Source organism: Mycetocola sp. TRD_SC_2, from assembly GCF_055361225.1.
The window spans coordinates 1,360,282-1,378,299 of the sequence record NZ_CM143954.1 but is presented as its reverse complement, the minus strand read 5'-3'; the positions used below and the strand labels follow the sequence as shown (position 1 = coordinate 1,378,299).

The 18,018-nt window shown below is 64.2% G+C and carries 18 protein-coding genes; 9 read left to right on the top strand and 9 right to left on the bottom strand.

The window, feature by feature from the left end; genetic code table 11:
- Nucleotides 1-5: 5 nt before the first annotated feature.
- Genes tatC through lnt form a run of 3 tightly spaced genes read left to right on the top strand, consistent with a single transcriptional unit; the run spans nt 6 to nt 4,827 of the window.
- Nucleotides 6-797 (top strand): twin-arginine translocase subunit TatC, encoded by a 792-nt coding sequence (gene tatC, locus ACWA1Q_RS06555; RefSeq protein WP_463760502.1) that lies wholly within the window; start codon nt 6-8, stop codon nt 795-797.
- A complete protein-coding gene (locus ACWA1Q_RS06550) occupies nt 794-3,214 on the top strand; it encodes a DEAD/DEAH box helicase (protein WP_463760500.1) in 2,421 nt (806 codons plus the stop codon). The genes tatC and ACWA1Q_RS06550 overlap by 4 nt, the downstream gene beginning before the upstream one ends.
- 50 nt (nt 3,215-3,264) lie before the next feature.
- Entirely contained in the window at nt 3,265-4,827 is a 1,563-nt protein-coding gene (gene lnt / locus ACWA1Q_RS06545; protein WP_463760499.1) for an apolipoprotein N-acyltransferase, read from the top strand.
- Here lnt and ACWA1Q_RS06540 read toward each other — a convergent pair.
- The 4 genes from ACWA1Q_RS06540 to ACWA1Q_RS06525 form a co-directional block, all read right to left on the bottom strand.
- The gene (locus ACWA1Q_RS06540; protein ID WP_463760497.1) at nt 4,824-5,189 is read right to left on the bottom strand and encodes an RNA polymerase-binding protein RbpA; all 366 of its coding nucleotides are present in this window, start codon (nt 5,187-5,189) and stop codon (nt 4,824-4,826) included. The genes lnt and ACWA1Q_RS06540 overlap by 4 nt on opposite strands.
- Nucleotides 5,190-5,283: 94 nt before the next feature.
- A complete protein-coding gene (locus ACWA1Q_RS06535; RefSeq protein ID WP_463760495.1) occupies nt 5,284-6,060 on the bottom strand; it encodes a glycerophosphodiester phosphodiesterase family protein in 777 nt (258 codons plus the stop codon).
- A 2-nt stretch (nt 6,061-6,062) separates the two neighbouring features.
- A complete protein-coding gene (locus ACWA1Q_RS06530; RefSeq protein ID WP_463760791.1) occupies nt 6,063-7,073 on the bottom strand; it encodes an SPFH domain-containing protein in 1,011 nt (336 codons plus the stop codon).
- Nucleotides 7,074-7,091: 18 nt separating this feature from the next.
- A complete protein-coding gene (locus ACWA1Q_RS06525) occupies nt 7,092-7,559 on the bottom strand; it encodes an NfeD family protein (protein WP_463760493.1) in 468 nt (155 codons plus the stop codon).
- A 146-nt stretch (nt 7,560-7,705) separates the two neighbouring features.
- Here ACWA1Q_RS06525 and ACWA1Q_RS06520 point away from each other — a divergent pair, with 146 nt between their 5' ends.
- Entirely contained in the window at nt 7,706-8,467 is a 762-nt protein-coding gene (locus tag ACWA1Q_RS06520) for an SDR family oxidoreductase (RefSeq protein ID WP_463760491.1), read from the top strand.
- A 399-nt stretch (nt 8,468-8,866) separates the two neighbouring features.
- On the opposite strand, the gene ACWA1Q_RS06515 is transcribed toward ACWA1Q_RS06520, so the two are convergent.
- From ACWA1Q_RS06515 to trpD, 5 genes are all read right to left on the bottom strand, one after another.
- The gene (locus tag ACWA1Q_RS06515) at nt 8,867-9,187 is read right to left on the bottom strand and encodes a hypothetical protein (protein WP_463760489.1); all 321 of its coding nucleotides are present in this window, start codon (nt 9,185-9,187) and stop codon (nt 8,867-8,869) included.
- A 55-nt stretch (nt 9,188-9,242) separates the two neighbouring features.
- Nucleotides 9,243-9,941 (bottom strand): dihydroxyacetone kinase phosphoryl donor subunit DhaM, encoded by a 699-nt coding sequence (gene dhaM / locus ACWA1Q_RS06510; RefSeq protein WP_463760488.1) that lies wholly within the window; start codon nt 9,939-9,941, stop codon nt 9,243-9,245.
- Nucleotides 9,938-10,585: a dihydroxyacetone kinase subunit DhaL gene (gene dhaL / locus ACWA1Q_RS06505; protein ID WP_463760487.1), complete on the bottom strand. Its 648-nt coding sequence runs from the start codon at nt 10,583-10,585 to the stop codon at nt 9,938-9,940. The genes dhaM and dhaL overlap by 4 nt, the downstream gene beginning before the upstream one ends.
- Before the next feature lie 30 nt (nt 10,586-10,615).
- The gene (gene dhaK, locus ACWA1Q_RS06500) at nt 10,616-11,614 is read right to left on the bottom strand and encodes a dihydroxyacetone kinase subunit DhaK (protein WP_463760485.1); all 999 of its coding nucleotides are present in this window, start codon (nt 11,612-11,614) and stop codon (nt 10,616-10,618) included.
- An 81-nt stretch (nt 11,615-11,695) separates the two neighbouring features.
- Nucleotides 11,696-12,763 (bottom strand): anthranilate phosphoribosyltransferase, encoded by a 1,068-nt coding sequence (gene trpD / locus ACWA1Q_RS06495; RefSeq protein ID WP_463760484.1) that lies wholly within the window; start codon nt 12,761-12,763, stop codon nt 11,696-11,698.
- Nucleotides 12,764-12,904: 141 nt separating this feature from the next.
- Between trpD and ctaE the strand changes: the two genes are divergently transcribed.
- Genes ctaE through ACWA1Q_RS06470 form a run of 5 tightly spaced genes read left to right on the top strand, consistent with a single transcriptional unit; the run spans nt 12,905 to nt 18,000 of the window.
- Nucleotides 12,905-13,534 carry an aa3-type cytochrome oxidase subunit III gene (gene ctaE / locus ACWA1Q_RS06490; RefSeq protein WP_463760482.1) on the top strand — a complete coding sequence of 210 codons (630 nt, stop codon included), beginning with the start codon at nt 12,905-12,907 and terminating at the stop codon, nt 13,532-13,534.
- Between the two features lie 18 nt (nt 13,535-13,552).
- Entirely contained in the window at nt 13,553-14,368 is an 816-nt protein-coding gene (gene qcrC / locus ACWA1Q_RS06485) for a cytochrome bc1 complex diheme cytochrome c subunit (protein WP_463760480.1), read from the top strand.
- Between the two features lie 42 nt (nt 14,369-14,410).
- The gene (gene qcrA / locus ACWA1Q_RS06480) at nt 14,411-15,493 is read left to right on the top strand and encodes a cytochrome bc1 complex Rieske iron-sulfur subunit (protein WP_463760478.1); all 1,083 of its coding nucleotides are present in this window, start codon (nt 14,411-14,413) and stop codon (nt 15,491-15,493) included.
- Nucleotides 15,490-17,115, top strand: a complete 1,626-nt coding sequence (gene qcrB / locus ACWA1Q_RS06475; protein ID WP_463760476.1) for a cytochrome bc1 complex cytochrome b subunit — start codon at nt 15,490-15,492, stop codon at nt 17,113-17,115. The genes qcrA and qcrB overlap by 4 nt, the downstream gene beginning before the upstream one ends.
- 42 nt (nt 17,116-17,157) lie before the next feature.
- Entirely contained in the window at nt 17,158-18,000 is an 843-nt protein-coding gene (locus ACWA1Q_RS06470; RefSeq protein ID WP_463760474.1) for a methyltransferase domain-containing protein, read from the top strand.
- Nucleotides 18,001-18,018 lie beyond the last annotated feature (18 nt).

Below are 18,018 nucleotides of genomic sequence, written 5' to 3'. Positions count from 1 at the left end.
GGTTCGTGGCCGCCCGCACCAAACGGGGCAGGAGCGTCGACGGCCGGATGTCGCTCGGCGCGCATCTGGTCGAGCTGCGTAAACGCCTCTTCATCAGCGCTCTCGGCATCATCATCGCGATGGTGGCGGGCTTCATCGTGTCGGAATTCGCCATCAACGCTATGGCAGCTCCGATCACCGACATCGCAGAGGGGCGCGGACAAGCTCTGCTGAACTTCGATAATGTGACCGGGGCGTTCGACCTTCGAATGAAGGTCGCGTTCACCATCGGTATCGTCGTGGCCAGCCCGATCTGGCTCTACCAGATCTGGGCCTTTCTGGTTCCCGGGCTCACCCGGAAAGAGATCGGGTACGCCCTCGGATTCCTGCTGAGCGCCGTTCCGCTGTTCCTCGCCGGCTGCGCCGCGGGCTGGTTCGTCATGCCGCACATCGTCGAGCTGATGGTCGGCTTCACTCCTGCAGATGCGTCGAACTTCTTCAACGCCGGGATCTACTTCGACTTCGTGCTAAAGCTCGTTCTCGCGGTCGGTATCGCCTTCATCGTCCCGGTGTTCCTCGTCCTGCTGAACTTCGTCGGCGTCCTCAGCGCGGCGACCATCATCAAGTCCTGGCGAGTCGCGGTCCTCGTCATCGCACTGTTCTGCGCGACAGCTACTCCAGCGGCTGACGTCATCTCGATGTTCATCCTGGCCATCCCGATGGTCGCGTTGTACTTCGGCTCTTACGGCATCGCATATCTTCATGACCGTCGCGCCGCTAAGCGCCGGCTGGCATTCGAGGCAGAATTGTTCGCGTGACCGTCAACCTGAGCCCTGCCGAACGCTACGCAGCTTCCCAACGCAAGACCCCGCTCCTCGACGCGTTTCGCGCCAAGCAACGTTTCGACCTCGACGCGTTCCAACTCGAGGCCTGTGCAAGTGTCGAAGCCGGGAACAGCGTGCTCGTCGCCGCGCCGACGGGAGCAGGCAAGACGATCATCGCCGAGTTCGCCATTTACGCGGCGATGCAGCGCACCCGATCGAAGGTGTTCTACACGGCGCCGATGAAGGCTCTCAGCAATCAGAAGTTCAACGAACTCGTCGCGGAATACGGCGCGGAATCGGTGGGTCTCCTCACCGGCGACACCAACATCAATGCGCGGGCCCGGGTCGTGGTGATGACCACAGAGGTGCTTCGCAACATGCTGTACGCGGACTCCGACCTCCTCGCCGACCTGGCATACGTCGTGATGGACGAAGTGCACTACCTCGCCGACCGGTTCCGTGGCGCCGTCTGGGAAGAGGTCATCATCCACCTCCCGCAGGAGGTGCGTATGGTTTCGCTGAGCGCCACCGTCTCGAACGCGGAGGAATTCGGCGATTGGCTGCAAGCGGTCCGCGGTCATACCGAGGTCATCGTCTCGGAGGAGCGCCCGGTGCCGCTCGACCAGCACGTTCTCATGCGCGGAAAACTCATCGACCTCTTCGCTGCCCCGACACTTGCTGAGACCCACTCGGTGAACCCGGAGCTGGTGCGGCTGGCACAGTTCGGTGGACGATCGCCGAGCTCGAAGCACCACAAGGATGTCAGCCGGTACAACGCGAAACGACAGCGGCCCCAGCAGAGACTTGACCGCGGCGAGACCATCGAACTCCTCGATGAACACCACCTTCTTCCCGCGATATTCTTCATCTTCAGCCGGGTGGGCTGTGACCAGGCCGTCGTGCAAGTGCTGCGTTCAGGCATCCATCTCACCGAAGCGCACGAACGTGACGAAATCCGAGAGATCGTCGAGGAGCGTTGCTCCAATCTGCAGGACGAGGACCTCAACGTTCTCGGCTACTGGGAGTGGCTCGACGGACTCGAACGCGGAGTGGCGGCGCACCACGCCGGCATGCTGCCCGCGTTCAAGGAAGTCGTCGAAGAACTCTTCCGCCGCAAGCTCGTGAAGGCTGTGTTCGCGACGGAGACCCTCGCCCTCGGCATCAACATGCCGGCGAGAACCGTCGTGCTCGAGAAGCTCGAGAAGTTCAACGGCGAGGCACGCGTACCGATCACTCCGGGGGAGTACACCCAGCTCACGGGGCGGGCCGGGCGGCGAGGTATCGACGTCGAGGGCCACGCTGTCATCGCGTGGCAAGAGGGTCTGCACCCGCAATCCGTCGCATCCCTCGCGTCAAAGCGAAGCTACCCGCTCAACTCAAGCTTCAAGCCGACCTACAACATGGCGGTGAACCTGATCGACCAGTTCGGCAGGGAACGGACACGCGAGATTCTCGAGTCATCGTTCGCGCAATTCCAGGCCGACCGCGCCGTCGTCGGAATGGCGCGCAAGGTCCGCGAGCAGGAGGGATCCCTCGCGAAGTACCGCGAGGCGATGACCTGTCACCTCGGCGACTTCGCCGAGTACGCCGGCATCCGCAGGGAATTGACGGATCTCGAGCGCAAGAGCGCCCACCCTGAGCATTCCTCCCGGTCGAACAATGACCGCAGGCAGAAGCAACTTGCCTCACTGCGCAAGCGGATGAAGGCGCACCCGTGCCACGGCTGTTCCGACCGGGAACAGCACGCCCGATGGGGCGAACGCTGGTTCACCCTGAAACGCCAGACCGACCAGCTCAGCAGGCAGATCGCCACCCGCACGGGTGCCGTCGCCAAGATCTTCGACCGAGTGACGGACGTTCTTCTCGAGTACGAGTACCTCCTCCCCGGCGACGGGGGAGAGGTTGAACTCAGCGCCGCGGGCCGCACCCTCAAGCGGATTTACGGAGAACGTGACCTCCTCGTCGCTGAAGCGCTCCAGCGTGGCGTCTGGAACGACCTCGACCCGGCAAGCCTCGCCGCCATGGCGAGTTGCATCGTGTTTGAACCGAGACGGGACGAGGGCATGATGGCTGACCGCTTCTTGCCGCGCGGCGCGTTCCGGGTCGCACTCGAGAAGACCCAGGAGCTGTGGGCGCGGCTCGACGACACCGAGCAGGAGAACCGGCTCCCGGGCAGCGAACCGCTCGCGACCGGCCTCGTCGTCGCGATGCACAAGTGGGCGCGAGGATCGAACCTCAACGCGGTGCTCACCGAAGCAGACATGGCCGCTGGGGATTTCGTCCGCTGGACGAAACAGACAATTGACCTTCTCGATCAGCTCTCGATAGTGGCTGACGGCGGCGTGGGCAGGAACGCCCGAAAGGCACTCGAAGCCATCCGTCGGGGGATCGTCGCCTACAGCACGGTGTGAATACACCCGCGGTGAACGGGACGCCTGTTTTTGCAACATAGGCTGGAGGAGTGACAGCCGAAACAGCCCCGACGCGCCCTCCCGTACCGCTCCCGGCTGCTCTTCTCCTCGCCGCAGGCTCCGGGCCTGTCCTCGACGCCGGATTCCCCGACCTCGGCATCTGGCCCCTCGCTTACGTGGGCATCGGTATCATCCTCATCACGCTCGTCGGCCGAAGCGCGTGGGGTGCTCTGCTCGTCGGATTCGTGGCGAGTGTCTCGTTCTACCTCGTCCATATCTCCTGGATCACGCTCTACCTCGGCGACGTTCCGTGGCTTGCCCTGTCGATCCTCCAGTCGATCTTCTTCGCTCTCGGCGCCCTGCTCATCACCCTCGCGTTCCGCTGGATACCGAACGTCTGGCCCACGGCGCTCGGCCGGGTGGGCCTGCTGCCCATCGTCGTCGCCGGGCTCTGGACGGCGCGCGAAGCCCTCGTCAGCACCTGGCCGTATGGCGGATTCGCCTGGGGCCGGGTCGCGCTGAGTCAGTCCGAGAGCCCGTTCGCTCCGCTCGTCGCGTGGATCGGCGTCAGCGGCCTGAGTTTCGTGATGGTCTGGCTCGTCGCGTTCCTGCTCCAGTTCCTGCGCGAGCCGGAGGTGACTGTCCCGTCCCTCCGCCTCCTCGCTCCCGCAGCGGCCATTGCCGTTGTTCTCGCGCTGCCGGCCTGGCCCGTCGTGGAACGCGGAACGTCGACCATCGCTGCTGTTCAGGGAAACGGCAAAGCCGGCTACTTCGACGAACGGGAACCGGGAGACGTCCTCGCCGCGCAGGCGTCGGCGACGCTGCCTCTCGTCGGGACCCCGGTCGACATGATCGTCTGGCCGGAGAATGGCACCGACCTCGACCCGACCCGTGAGCCGCAGGCGGCATCCGTCCTGGATTATCTCGGAGCGCAGGCACAGGCGCCGCTCATCGTCGGAACGATCACCGAGCGCGACGGCCGGTTCTACAACACCTCGATGCTGTGGGAGACGCAGACCGGGCCTCTTGACCACTACGACAAACGGCATCCGGTGCCATTTGGTGAGTATGTTCCCGACCGGGAGTTCTGGGAGCCGTTCGCTCCGGATCTCATCGGGCTGATCGGCCGCGAGTACACGCCAGGAACCATCGACAACGTCTTCAACGTCAACGGAGTGATCGCCGGAATTTCGATCTGCTTCGACATCGTCGACGACGCGCTGACCCGCGAGGCGGTCGACCGCGGCGCGCAGGTGATCATCGCCCAGACGAACAATGCGGATTTCGGCCGCACCGACGAGAACCAGCAACAGCTCGCGATTGCGCGGCTCCGCGCGATCGAGTCGTCACGCAGCCTCGTCAACGTCTCCACCGTGGGAACGAGCCAGATGATCGGACCCGACGGCGCAACGCTCACCGAGATCCCCGCTTACGAGCCCGGGTACATGGTTTACGACGTTCCGCTGGTCGTCGAGGTTACGCCCGCGATGGCTGCCGGAGGACACATGGAGTCACTCGTCTCTTACTTCGGGCTGCTGTCACTCGTCGTCGCCTTGCTTTTGCGCACAAAAAACGGGCGCCCGCATCGCGGACGCCCGAATTCTGGAGCCTAAGCGCCGACCTTGTGCTGGCCGCGCCGTTCCCGGAGGAACGTCAAACGCTCCTCGAGGAGCTCTTCGAGCTCATCCCTGCTCCGACGTTCAAGCAGCATGTCCCAGTGCGTTCGTGCCTGCTTCTGATCCGACCGGTCGATGACGACCGGTTCCGAGCCAACCATGAGAACCGCTTCACCGCTGCAGTGACGGCATTCCCAGGTGTCTGGGGCCTCCGCGTCAGCGGCGAACATCAGTGCCGTCTCGTTGTTGCAGGTCGGGCATAGATACACCGACCGGACTCGTTCTGAAAATACGACGCCGTCTTCGCTTTGTAGGCTCTGGGCGCCGAGGCGCATTCCGCGCAAACTACGATCTGCCATGGTGTGGACCCCTCTCGCTCGCTGAGTCCAGTTATAGCCCCCCAAGCTGGGCGTCACCTTGTTTCCTGGAGATTCCTCCCAGCCGACGTTCAGGTTACCGGTTCGACCGCCGACTCTCCACGAGGGGGAGGGCGAGATCTGCCCGATTCGTGATCAATCCGTCGACACCGAAATCGAGGAGGCGAGTCATGTCGTCGGGGTCGTTCACTGTCCAGACATGCACCTCGACGCCGGCACGGTGGAAAGCTTTCACCGTCTGCCGGGTCACGACACGCACCGTCCGATACCGTTCAGGGACCTGAACACAGCGGATGCCGCCCAGCGCGGATCTTACGAGGGCGGCAGATCCGAGGCGGGCACCGATGAATGCGCGCCTGAACCGCTCCGACGATGCCGACGTGGCAGCATCCGCAAGCAGCGCCGTCGCCCGGGACCGCCGCGCCTCGTCGAACGACGTGACGAGCACCCGGTCCTCGGCCTTTTCGGCCCGGATGGCTCGTGCGACCGGCCCGGCTGCCTGTTCGGATTTCACATCGATGTTGAATCGGCTTCGGGGGAACGTGACCAGTGCGCTGGCGAGCGTCGGGACGCGGTGATCACCACCCAGGTCCAGCTGGCGCAACTGGCTCCAGGTCAGGTTCCTCACGGTATGGACCACACCGTCCGCAACGATCTGCGGGTCGTGTACGAGAACCGCGACGCCGTCGCTGGTGGCGTGGACATCCGTTTCGAGGTACTGCGCCCCGACGTTCACGGCCGCCTGGAATGCGGCGATCGTGTTCTCCGGGGATGAGAGCGCCAGCCCCCGGTGCGCAAAAACGCGTGGCCTCTCGGGATCGAAATACCGCGAGGCCACGCGTTCAGCTGTCATTCCTACTCGGAGATCGGGGCCGACGGGGGAGCGGGCGGCGTGGGCGGCACCGAATCCGGAGCACGGTCCGGCGGGAAGAGGCTCGACGGGAGATCCGGCGCGGGTCCCTTCGGCGTGTACGGCTCGTCGTCGCCCTTGCCTGGCACGAAAGCCTTGCCGAGTCCCTTGAGCGCCTCGGTCAGTTCGGACGGAATGATCCACAGCTTGTTTGCGGAGCCGTCGGCGAGCTTCGGGAGGGTCTGCAGGTACTGGTACGCCAGCAGCTTCGGGTCCGGATCTCCGCGGTGGATCGCGTCGAACACCGTCGTGATCGCTTCTGCTTCACCCTGCGCGCGGAGGACAGCAGCCTTGGCATCGCCTTCCGCGCTGAGGATGGCGGCCTGGCGGGCACCCTCAGCGGTGAGGATCGCTGACTGCTTGGTTCCCTCCGCGGTGAGGATCAGCGCACGGCGGTCCCGCTCGGCGCGCATCTGCTTCTCCATCGAGTCCTGGATGGAGAGGGGCGGGTCGATGGCCTTGAGCTCGACCCGGCCGACACGGATTCCCCATTTTCCTGTCGCTTCGTCGAGCACGACGCGCAATTGGCCGTTGATGTTGTCGCGGCTGGTGAGTGCCTCTTCGAGGTTCAGGCCACCGACGACGTTACGCAACGTCGTCGTGGTGAGCTGCTCGACCGCGCCCAGGTAGTTGGCGATTTCGTAGGTGGCGGCGCGGGCATCCGTCACCTGGAAGTACACGACCGTGTCGATCGACACCACGAGGTTGTCTTCGGTGATGACCGGCTGCGGCGGGAACGAGACGACCTGCTCGCGCATATCGATGAGCGGGCGGACCCGGTCGATGAAGGGGACGAGAATGTTCAGTCCCGGCTGCAGCGTCTTGTGGTAGCGGCCGAGGCGCTCGACAACGCCCGCTGTGGCCTGGGGGATGATCCGGATGGCGCGAAACAACACCACGAGGATGAAGATGAGGACGACGACGCCGATGATCCAGGCGACGACGGTCCCCACCAGTTCGGTTGGATTCTCCACTTAGGAATTCCTCTCTTGCGGGACGACCACGGCGGTCGCTCCCTGAATGGCGAGCACGCGAACCGATGTTCCCGGTTCGAGGCTCGTGGCGGGGGAGTCTGCTGCGACGGTTGCCGTCCACAGTTCGCCGTTCGTGAGCTTCACCTGCCCGCCGATCCCCGAGACGGTCTGAACCACCTGTCCGCGGGCTCCGAGGAGAGCGTCGACGTTGCTCTTCGTCGGATCCTCGCCCTTTCGCAGGGCTCGGAGTAACGGGGGCCTGACAAGTAACAGGAGAAGAACGGATGCCGCGGCACCGATGAGGAGCTGGCCCCACCAGGGCACCCCGAGGAATCCGGTCAGCAGACCGATGGCACTGCCGATGGCGAGCATCAGGAAGGTGAATTCGAGGCTGAGCATCTCGATGGTGATGAACAGGAGAATGAGAACGATCCAAATCACCCATGCGTACTGCACGATCCAGTCCATGCCACACCCTCTCCGGAACCCGCCTCTGGGCACCGTGTTGCTTTCGAATCTAGCAGGCGGACGAAGGCGGCAGGGGAGTTCTTGGTAGTCTCGGAGGCCGGGAATGCCGCAGCAGGCATCCGTATCGTTCGTGAAGGAGCTCCACCGTGTCCAACCCCCTCGCCCCAGGTTCTCTCACGGGCAAGAACGTCCTTGTCACCGGTTCGTCACGGGGGATCGGCGCCGACACGGTCCGTTACTTCGCTGAGGCGGGTGCGAATGTCGTCATCAACTTCCGCAACAAGGAGTCGCGGGCTGTCAAGCTTGCCGACGCAATCCGCGCCGCGGGCGGAACCGCTCTCACGGTGGGGGCCGACCTCACCGATCCCGCGTCTGTCAAGTCGATGCTCGACACCATTCGCCAGCAGTACGGCTCACTCGATGTTCTCGTCCTCAATGCGTCCGGCGGCATGGAGAGCGGCATGGAGGCCGACTACGCGATGCAGCTCAACCGTGACGCGCAGGTGAACGTCCTCGAGGCCGCCCTTCCACTGCTTGCCCCTGGTTCACGCGTCGTCTTCGTCACAAGCCACCAGGCACACTTCATCCGCACAACCGAGACGATGCCGGAGTACGAGCCCGTCGCGCTGTCGAAGCGCGCCGGTGAGGACGCGCTGCGTGACCGCCTTCCGGCGCTCACCGAGAAGGGCATCGAGTTCGTTGTGGTATCTGGCGACATGATCGAGGGAACCATCACAGCGACGCTGCTGGAGCGGGCGAACCCTGGGGCGATCAGCGCCCGCAAGGACTCAGCAGGCAAGCTCTACAACGTCGGTGAGTTTGCTGCAGAGGTCGCCGCGGCGGCCGTCGATCCGATTCCCGAGGAGAACACGCGCTACGTCGGCGACACGTCGGACTTCAAGCGCTGAGCGTCGCCGTCAGACTCGACACGTTTCCACGCCGCGATTCCTGACGGCCAGATTGCATCCCGCCATTTGCCACGGACGGCGATAGACCCGGCGCTCGTGTCGCTTGCGGGTCATCCTGAGCCGGCGAATGCAGTCGACGCGGGAATAATGACGCACGGAACGATCCAGCCACTTCTGTGAAATCAGGGACGGGAGCGCCCCTCCGTCGCCACGTCGATCTTCGTGCCGATAATGCACATTATGTCAACAAAACGATCGGGCACCGGATTCATGGGAATTCCGACCCTCCCCGATTCTGTTGCTCAGCATTTTCACTCGCTTCGGACGGTTACACCCGTCCTGCCGGGTGAATCGGGCCGCAACGAGTGAATTGAGCGACTCGCGCGTCTACCGACGCAGTCAGCGCATCTTCGCACTCGACTTCCTGGTGTCATGCACCGGCATTCCGAGTTCGTTGAGCGGCGAGTAATTGTCAAGCTCAAGGCTGTGATCGATCGGCGCCGGGCACTCGAGCAGGGCATTGGGAGTGGAGTGATCGATGGAGTGCTCCCCCATCGGATGCCCGCAGACCGGGCACGAAGGAACGGCGCCACCCTCGCGCGCTCTCTCATCGGTCGACACCGGTGGCGCGCCGAAGACGGGCATGAGTTTTCGGTCGACCCACGCAGCCGAGCGAACCAGCCGGCCGTCGGTGGTCTCCGTTCTTCTTGATCGGACCATGCCGCCATCGTACCGCTGATTTGACGAATCGGCGGAAAACTGCTAGCGCGAGCGATCAGTCCTCGCCGAAGCCGGAGGCGACGAGGTCAGCAAGCGCGTCGACCGCTTCCCGGCCATCCGGATCTGCCGTCGCAATTTCGGCGTCGCGACCGCGCACCAGGCCGAGTGCCATGATCGCAAGGAGGCTCTTGGCATCCTTTCCGTTGACGGTGACGCGCACCGGGAACGTGCTCGCGAGCTTCACAAAATCGGCGGCGGGCCGGGCATGCAGCCCGTCGCGGTTCACGATGGAGACGACGCGAGAGTACCCCTGGGCGAGTGCCTGCTCCACCGGCTCGATGGGCGACTCCCCCGCGGGCTCCCCGGCCGCATCCGACGCGCTCGCCGTTCTGGCAGCCGCTGCGACACCGGCGAGGTCTCCGCCGGTCTGTGCTGCGACGGCGGCGGCGACGCCTCCCTCGACGAGCGGCGCGTCGGCGAGAAGCACTCGCGCACGTGCATCGTCGTCGAGAAAGTCGAGGGCGGTTTCGGCCGTCAGGATCGCCGAGCCGAGGTCGCACAGCACGACGGCGCCGTCGCCGGAATCCGCCTCACCGATCGCGGCGGCGACACGGTCGAAACTCGTCCCGATCCCTCCATCATCGGTGCCGCCCGCAGCAACGAGCGTGACATCCGCTGCCATTTGCCGAGCGAGATCGACGAGACCATCGGCGATCTTTGAGCTGTGTGAGACGAAGACGAGACCTACCGTCATTCGGATGCCGCGTTTCTCGCGGAGTCCACGGCGGCCCGAAGCAGGAGCAATGTCGATTGTGCGCCGGGATCCCGGTGCCCGATCGCCCGCTCCCCCAGGTAGCTCGCGCGGCCCTTGCGCGCAACGAGCGGTTCGGTGGACGCAGCACCCACAGCGGCAGCATCCGCCGCGGCCTCGAGGATCTCCAGTTCAGAGGCGCCGTTGGACTGGGCGGCGTCCGCTGCTTCAACCGCGGGGTTCCACGCGTCGATCATTGTCTTGTCACCGGTCTCAGCTTTGCCCCGGAGGACGATGCCGTCACGGGCAGCGCGCAGAATGGCAGCAATAGAGGCACCATCCAGCTCGGCGCGCCCGGCGACCGCACCAGCCGCTTTGAGGTAGGCAGTCCCGAACAGCGGGCCGGATGCTCCACCAACCGTCGAGATGAGAGTCGTCGCGACGAGCTTGAGCACGTCGGCCGGGATCGCGTCGTCAGCGAGTCCGTCGAGCTTCGCGAGCACCGCCGAGAAGCCGCGGTCCATGTTCTCGCCATGATCCCCGTCTCCGATCTCGCGGTCGAGCGTGATCAGGTCGACCCGGTTCTCGGCGATGACGGCGGCACTCGCCCTCACCCAGTCGGTCACCCATTCGGTTCCCAGTGTCATCTAGTTTCCTCTCGGTTGTTCGTCAGAGTCTCAGCGGCCCCAGCGCAGAGCTGCGGTCTGGACAGGGGCATCCCACAGTTCGGTCAGTTCGTCATCCAGTTTGAGAACTGAGAGCGACATGCCCTGCATCTCCAGCGACGTCGTGTAGTTACCGACCAGTGATCGGGCCACCTCGATGCCGCGGTCGGCGAGTACTCGCGCTGCGTGGCGGTAGGCGATGAACAGTTCGACCTGCGGTGTGCCTCCCATGCCATTGACGAGCAACAGCACCTGGTCACCGGAACCGAACGGGATGTCATCGAGGATGGGACCGAGCAGGCGTTCAACGATCGCGTCGACCGGCTGCAGCTTGATCTTCTCGCGGCCCGGCTCACCGTGGATCCCGATGCCGATCTCGATCTCGTCGTCTTCGAGGTGGAAGCTGGGCTCGCCGGCGTGCGGGACGACACACGGTGTGAGCGCGACACCCATCGACCGCACCTGTGCGTTGACTTTCTCAGCCACCGCAGCGACGTCGTCGAGGGAATCGCCGCGCTGGGCAGCTGCGCCCGCGATCTTCTCGACGAGTACCGTGCCAGCCACTCCCCTGCGCCCGGCGGTGTACAGCGAATCCTGGACGGCGACGTCATCGTTGACGATGACGGTGCGAACGTCCACACCATCGGCGGCGGCGAGGTCAGCGGCGGTCTCGAAGTTGAGCACGTCTCCTGTGTAGTTCTTGACGATGTGGAGGACCCCGCGACCGCCGTCGACCGCGGTCGTGGCCGCCACGATCGGGTCGGGGGTCGGAGAGGTGAAGACGGCGCCGGGAACGGCAGCGTCGAGCATGCCGTAGCCGACGAATCCACCGTGCAGGGGCTCGTGGCCGCTACCGCCTCCTGAGATTATCCCGACCTTGTCGGACGGGGCGTCGGTACGAACAAGGAACAGTGGGTCAGCCGAGGCACGCACAATGTCGGCGTGCGCCGCGGCGAATCCTTCGACGGCTTCGGTGACAACGTTCTTCGGGTCATTGATGAGCTTCTTCATTGAAAATCTCCTGATCTGCGTGAACCGGGCGGGGCAGCCTGCTCTCAACCTAGCCGCCCGGCACCCCGGCCCGTAAGGGGCTCAGCGCGACGCCGGATCAGCGGTCGTTGCCGTGACCCAGTCGTTGAGCTTCGCGAGGGCACGACCGGAGTCGATGGACTCCCGCGCCACTTCGAGCTGCGCAGCGAAACGCTCGAGAATGGCCGTCTGCATCTGCGAGGGGTCCTCCGCAAGCCTGTACGCAACGAGACCGGCGGCAGCGTTCAGCAGCACGATGTCCCGCACAGGACCCTGCTCGCCCTTGAGTACGCGGCGCACAACATCCGCATTGTGCGCAGGATCCCCACCGACGAGCTGACTCATCGTCGACAGCGGAATGCCGAGGTCGCGCGGGTCGAGGTCGTGCTCGGTGACGAGCCCCCTGCTCACTTCCCAGATGTGAGAGTGACCGGTCGTGGTGAGTTCGTCGAGGCCGTCGTCGCCCCTGAATACAAGTGCTGTCGCTCCCCGGGTCTGGAAGACGCCGACGAACAACGGCACGCGGTCGAGCTGGGCGACCCCGACAGCCGAAGCTTCCGGTCTCGCCGGGTTGCACAACGGCCCGAGATAGTTGAACACCGTCGGAACACCGAGCTCAGCACGCACCGGTGCTGCGTGCCGGAATCCGGGGTGGAACGCCGACGCGAAAGCGAATGTGATGCCCGTCTGGGCAAGAGCGGATGCCACGGCATCCGGTGACAGGGTGAGGTCGATCCCCAGCTCGCTCAGCACGTCGCTCGCACCCGACGTCGAGCTCACCGCCTTGTTCCCGTGCTTGATGACCGGCACGCCACTCGCCGCAACCACGATGCATGCCATCGTGGAAATATTCACCGTTCCGAATCGATCTCCCCCGGTGCCGACGATGTCGAGGGCCATCGAGTCGACGGGAAGAGTGACCGCACGTTCGAGGATGGCGTCACGGAAACCGACGATTTCGTTGACCGATTCACCCTTCGCACGCAGGGCGACAAGGAAGCCAGCGATCTGAGCAGAACTCGCGTCTCCGCTGATGACCTGCTCCATCGCCCAGGTCGCTTCGGCAACACTGAGGTCGTCGCCCGAGAGGAGCGTGGTGAGCACGGACGGCCAGCGCGGAGAATCAGACATGACCCCAAGGTTATCGAGTAGCCGCCCTTCGGCGTATTCACGGCGAATTGGCGAACTCTATTGAGGCTGCCCTAACTAACGACTCGTCGATGTGGGCCCCGATTGCGAAAAACACGCCGGGATATCGGCCATAATGGAAGAGTGACGAGCACTTCATTGAACTATGCGGCGAGAGCCCCGAAGATCAACAGACCCAACACCGTCGCTGTAGGCACCATTGTGTGGCTCGGCAGTGAGGTCATGTTCTTCGCGGGGCTGTTTGCGATCTATTTCACCCTCCGGTCTGTTGCACCGGACCTCTGGGCTAGCGAGGCAGGCCTGCTGAACGTTCCGTTCGCGGCTGTCAACACCAGCATCCTGGTCGCGTCGTCATTCACCTGCCAGTTCGGCGTGTTCGCCGCTGAGCGGATGCAGTCTCGTTCCGTGGGCTGGAAGCCGACGCAGTGGGGCATGGTCGAGTGGTTCTTCCTCACCTATGCCCTCGGCGCCATCTTCGTCGCCGGTCAGATCTGGGAGTACGCGACCCTCGTCAGCGAAGGCGTCACCCTCTCATCCAACGCGTACGGCTCGGCGTTCTACTTCACCACCGGGTTCCACGGTCTGCACGTCACCGGCGGCCTCATCGCCTTCCTCCTTGTTATCGGACGCGCGTATGCCGTCACCAACTTCGGCCACAAGGAAGCGACAAGCGCGATCGTCGTCTCCTACTACTGGCACTTCGTCGACGTGGTCTGGCTCGGCCTTTTCTTCGTCATTTACGTACTGAGATAGCAACCGGAGAAAGCTCGAATGCCCAAGACACCATTGCCCACCGCTCGCAAGAGTCGCAAGCAGGGACGCCGCAGCCCGCTCGCCACGTTTTCGCTGCTTGCCGTCGGACTTCTTTTCACCGGTGGCGCGTTCGCCGCGTTCTCGACCGGAACAGCCAGCGCCGAAACACCGGCGATCGTCAGCGCTGCAAGCGTCGAAGACGGCAAGAAGCTCTTCCAGGCCAACTGTGCGTCCTGCCACGGACTCGACCTCGAGGGAACCGAAGACGCACCGAGCCTGGTCGGAGTCGGAGCCGCGGCCGTTGACTTCCAGGTCGGAACCGGCCGTATGCCGATGCAGGCCCACGGCCCGCAGGCACCGGTCAAGCCCGTTCAGTTCACGGATGACCAGATCAAGTCGATGGCAGAGTATGTCGCGACGACCGCTCCTGGCCCCGGTATCCCCGATGAGTCGCTTCTTGACGGAGAGGGTGACGTCTCCAACGGAGCCGAGCTCTTCCGGATCAACTGCGCAATGTGCCACAACGTCGCAGGCGCCGGTGGCGCACTGACCGAGGGCAAGTACGCACCGGCTCTCGGCGGGGTAGCGCCCGAGCACATTTACGAGGCAATGGTCACCGGACCGCAGAACATGCCGGTCTTCAGCGACACGAACCTCACCCCTGAAGAGAAGCGCGACGTCATCTCCGCTCTCAAGTACATGGAGGCGAACCCCTCCCCCGGCGGAAACACGCTCGGATCGCTCGGCCCCGTCGCCGAGGGACTGTTCCTCTGGATCTTCGGCCTGGGAAGCATCGTCGCACTGACCGTGTGGATCACGGCGCGGTCGAACTAGGGATCGGGCTCAGAACAATGCGCAGAACTATGAAGGAGCAGCATGGCACAGGACGATAACAGCGGCACGGAACTCGCCGCTGCCGACTCGTCAGACCACGGCCACGGCACAGAACACGCCGTTGGTACGGCTGTCGTCGCCAGGGACGCGGTTCAGAACCCAGGATTCCCCCCGCACCGAGCCCGGGTCACCGACCTGGATCCGAAGAAGGAGAAGAACGCTGAGCGTGCGGTTTACACGCTGTTCTACCTCTCCATCGTCGGAAGCGTTTGGGCTATCGCCGCGTACATGGCGTTCCCGATCGTTCCGGAGGATGTGGCCTCGGTTCGTGCCAACAACCTTTACATCGGTCTTGGTCTTTCGCTCGCGCTTCTCGCGCTCGGCATCGGCGCTGTGCACTGGGGCAAGGCCCTCATGCACGCAGAAGAGGGCATCGACGAGCGCCACCCGGTCCGCGGATCCGTGGAAACACGGGCCCGTGCCGTCGAAATCTTCGACGAGGCGAACAAAGAGTCCGGTATCGGACGCCGTTCGGTCATCCGCAACAGTCTCATCGGCGCATTGATCGCGTTCCCGCTCCCCGCCGTCGTTCTGTTCCGTGGGCTCGCCCCGGAGAACCAGAACCCCGTCGACCTTCTGAAGCACACCATGTGGGAAGCCGGAGACAAGCTCGCGCGGGACCCGTCAGGTGTGCCGATCAAGGCAGCCGATGTCACGGTCGGATCTGTCTTCCACGTGATCCCCGAGAAGCTCGCGAGCCTCGGCCACACCGAGGGCTACCTCGAGGAGAAGGCGAAAGCCATCGTTCTTCTCATGCGGCTCAAGCCCGAGGATCTCGTCGAAGAAGAGGACCGCAAGGACTGGTCGTACGACGGCATCGTCGCTTACTCCAAGGTTTGCACCCACGTCGGGTGCCCGGTCGCACTGTACGAGCAGCAGACACACCACCTGCTCTGCCCGTGCCACCAGTCGCAGTTCGACGTCACCAACCACTGCGCCGTGATCTTCGGACCCGCGGCTCGTCCCCTTCCGCAGCTTCCCATCGCCGTTGACGACGAGGGCTACCTCGTCGCACAGAGCGACTTCACGGAACCTGTTGGCCCGAGCTTCTGGGAGCGTCATTGAACACCGTCACGGCCCCGGCCGAATCCACGACTCCGACGCCGGCGAAGAAATCCGGCGGGTTCACTGCAACGGCGTCGAACTACCTCGACGAGCGGACGAGCATCTCGACCGCCGTCAAGGAACTCGGCCGCAAAATCTTCCCCGATCACTGGTCGTTTCTTCTCGGTGAGGTAGCGCTATACAGCTTCGTCATCATCCTGCTGTCGGGAACATTCCTGACGTTCTTCTTCCAGGCGTCGATGGCCGAAGTCCATTACGAAGGCTCATACGTGCCCCTCAAGGGCATCGAGATGTCCGCGGCCATGGCATCCACCCTCGACATCTCGTTCGATGTCCGCGGTGGTCTCCTCATGCGCCAGGTACACCACTGGGCTGCTCTGCTGTTCGTGGCCTCGATCGGTCTGCACATGCTGCGCATCTTCTTCACCGGTGCGTTCCGCAAGCCGCGCGAGCTCAACTGGGTGATCGGATTCGTCCTCTTCATCCTCGCGATGGCCGAAGGCTTCACGGGCTACTCCCTCCCAGATGACCTGCTCTCGGGTAACGGCCTCCGCATCATCGATGGAATGGTGAAGGGAATCCCGGTCATCGGAACCTGGACATCGTTCCTGCTGTTCGGTGGCGAGTTCCCCGGAACAGACATCGTGGGCCGGTTGTACTCGCTCCACATCCTGTTGCTGCCGGCGATCATTCTTGTGCTGATCGCGCTGCACCTTCTGTTCGTCGTCGTGCACAAGCACACCCAGTTCTCCGGTCCTGGTCGCACACAGCAGAACGTCGTCGGCTACCCGATTCTCCCCGTGTACGCAGCGAAGGCCGGTGGGTTCTTCTTCATCGTCTTCGGTGTCGTCATGCTCATCGCGTCGCTGTTCACGATCAACCCGGTCTGGAACTACGGCCCATACGACCCGTCACCGGTGTCTGCGGGAACCCAGCCCGACTGGTACATCGGCTTCGCGGACGGCGTGCTGCGGCTCGCTCCGTCGAACTGGGACATCGTGCTCTTCGACCACACGTTCTCGTTCGGTATCCTGATCCCGCTCGCGGTCGTCGGTCTTTTCATCGTCCTCGTCCTGATCTACCCCTTCATCGAAGGCTGGATCACCGGAGACAAGCGTGAGCACCACATCCTCGACCGCCCGCGCAACGCCGCGACCCGGACGGCCATCGGCTCTGCCGGTGTCACGTTCTACGCGGTCCTGTGGGCAGCGGCCAGCTCGGACATCATCGCGACGCACTTCAAGGTCACGATGGAGGGTGTCATCCACACCCTGCAGGCTCTCCTCTTCATCGGACCGGTCCTCGCCTACTTCATCGCCAAGCGCACCTGCCTGGCATTGCAGAAGAAGGACCGCTCGATTGCGCTCCACGGCTACGAGTCCGGACGCATCGTCCGCCTCCCCGGTGGCGAGTACATCGAGGTTCACGAACCCGTCGACGAGTACGAGCGCTGGAACCTCGTGGGTCACGAGTCGTACCAGCCGCTGATGATCCGCCCGAACTCGCGCGGACGCATCACCGTGGCCCAGAGATCTCGTGCCGCCCTGTCGCGCTGGTTCTTCGAGGACCGCCTCGACCCGGTAACCCGGGGCGAGATCGAATCCTCGCACGACCACCACTAGGACCATCACCGAACCGATCGGGCAGCGTTGACCCTCCACCAAATGGCAGGAGGGCTTCGCTGCCCGTTCTGTTTCTCCCACAGCGGCAAATCCGTTCCGCTCTCCCCCACCGGCGCCCTTACGGTCGGTTGTGAGCATGGTCACCGTTTCGACGCCAACAAGCGCGGCTACATCTCGCTCCTGCCACCCCGCACCCGCGTCGTCGGCGACAGCGCCGACATGCTGGCAGCGCGCGACACGTTCTTCGCCACCGGCGCCTATGATCCCATAGCCCGCGAGGTGGCAGCGGCCATCAGTGACGTTGCTCCGGCTGCGCTTGCCCGGATTGCCGAGATCGGCTGTGGCACCGGGTTCTACCTCGCCGCCGCTGCGGCGCTGCTGAACGCGACGGATGTCCTCGCCGCCGACCTCTCCCCCGCCGCTGTCCGCATCGCCGTCCAACGGATTCCTGGCGCTGTTGGAGTGGTCCTCGATGTCTGGCAGCCGCTGCCCCTCGCCGACGCGTCACGCGACGTGCTGTTGAGCGTCTTCGCTCCCCGGAACCTCCCCGAGTTCGCCCGTGTCCTCGATGAAGACGGATGCCTCGTGGCGGTCGTTCCGACCGGCTCGCATCTCCGCGAGGCGCGGGAGGCTGGCCTTGCCCTCGACGTCCCCGATGGCAAGGCAGACGACCTCGTGACGGCCGCGGACCCGTGGTTCACGCAGATAGCACGGTCGACCGTCGAGTTCCCGATGGAGCTTGACCGCGCCGCCCTTGCTGCCTTGCTCGGAATGGGGCCATCTGCGCATCATTCACGCAGCGATTCGGAAGACGCGACGAAGACGGATGTTGTGAGCCGGGTCACGGCATCCGTCACCGTCCTCACGCTACGACGAAAGCGCTGAAGTGCGGTCCCGGCGACG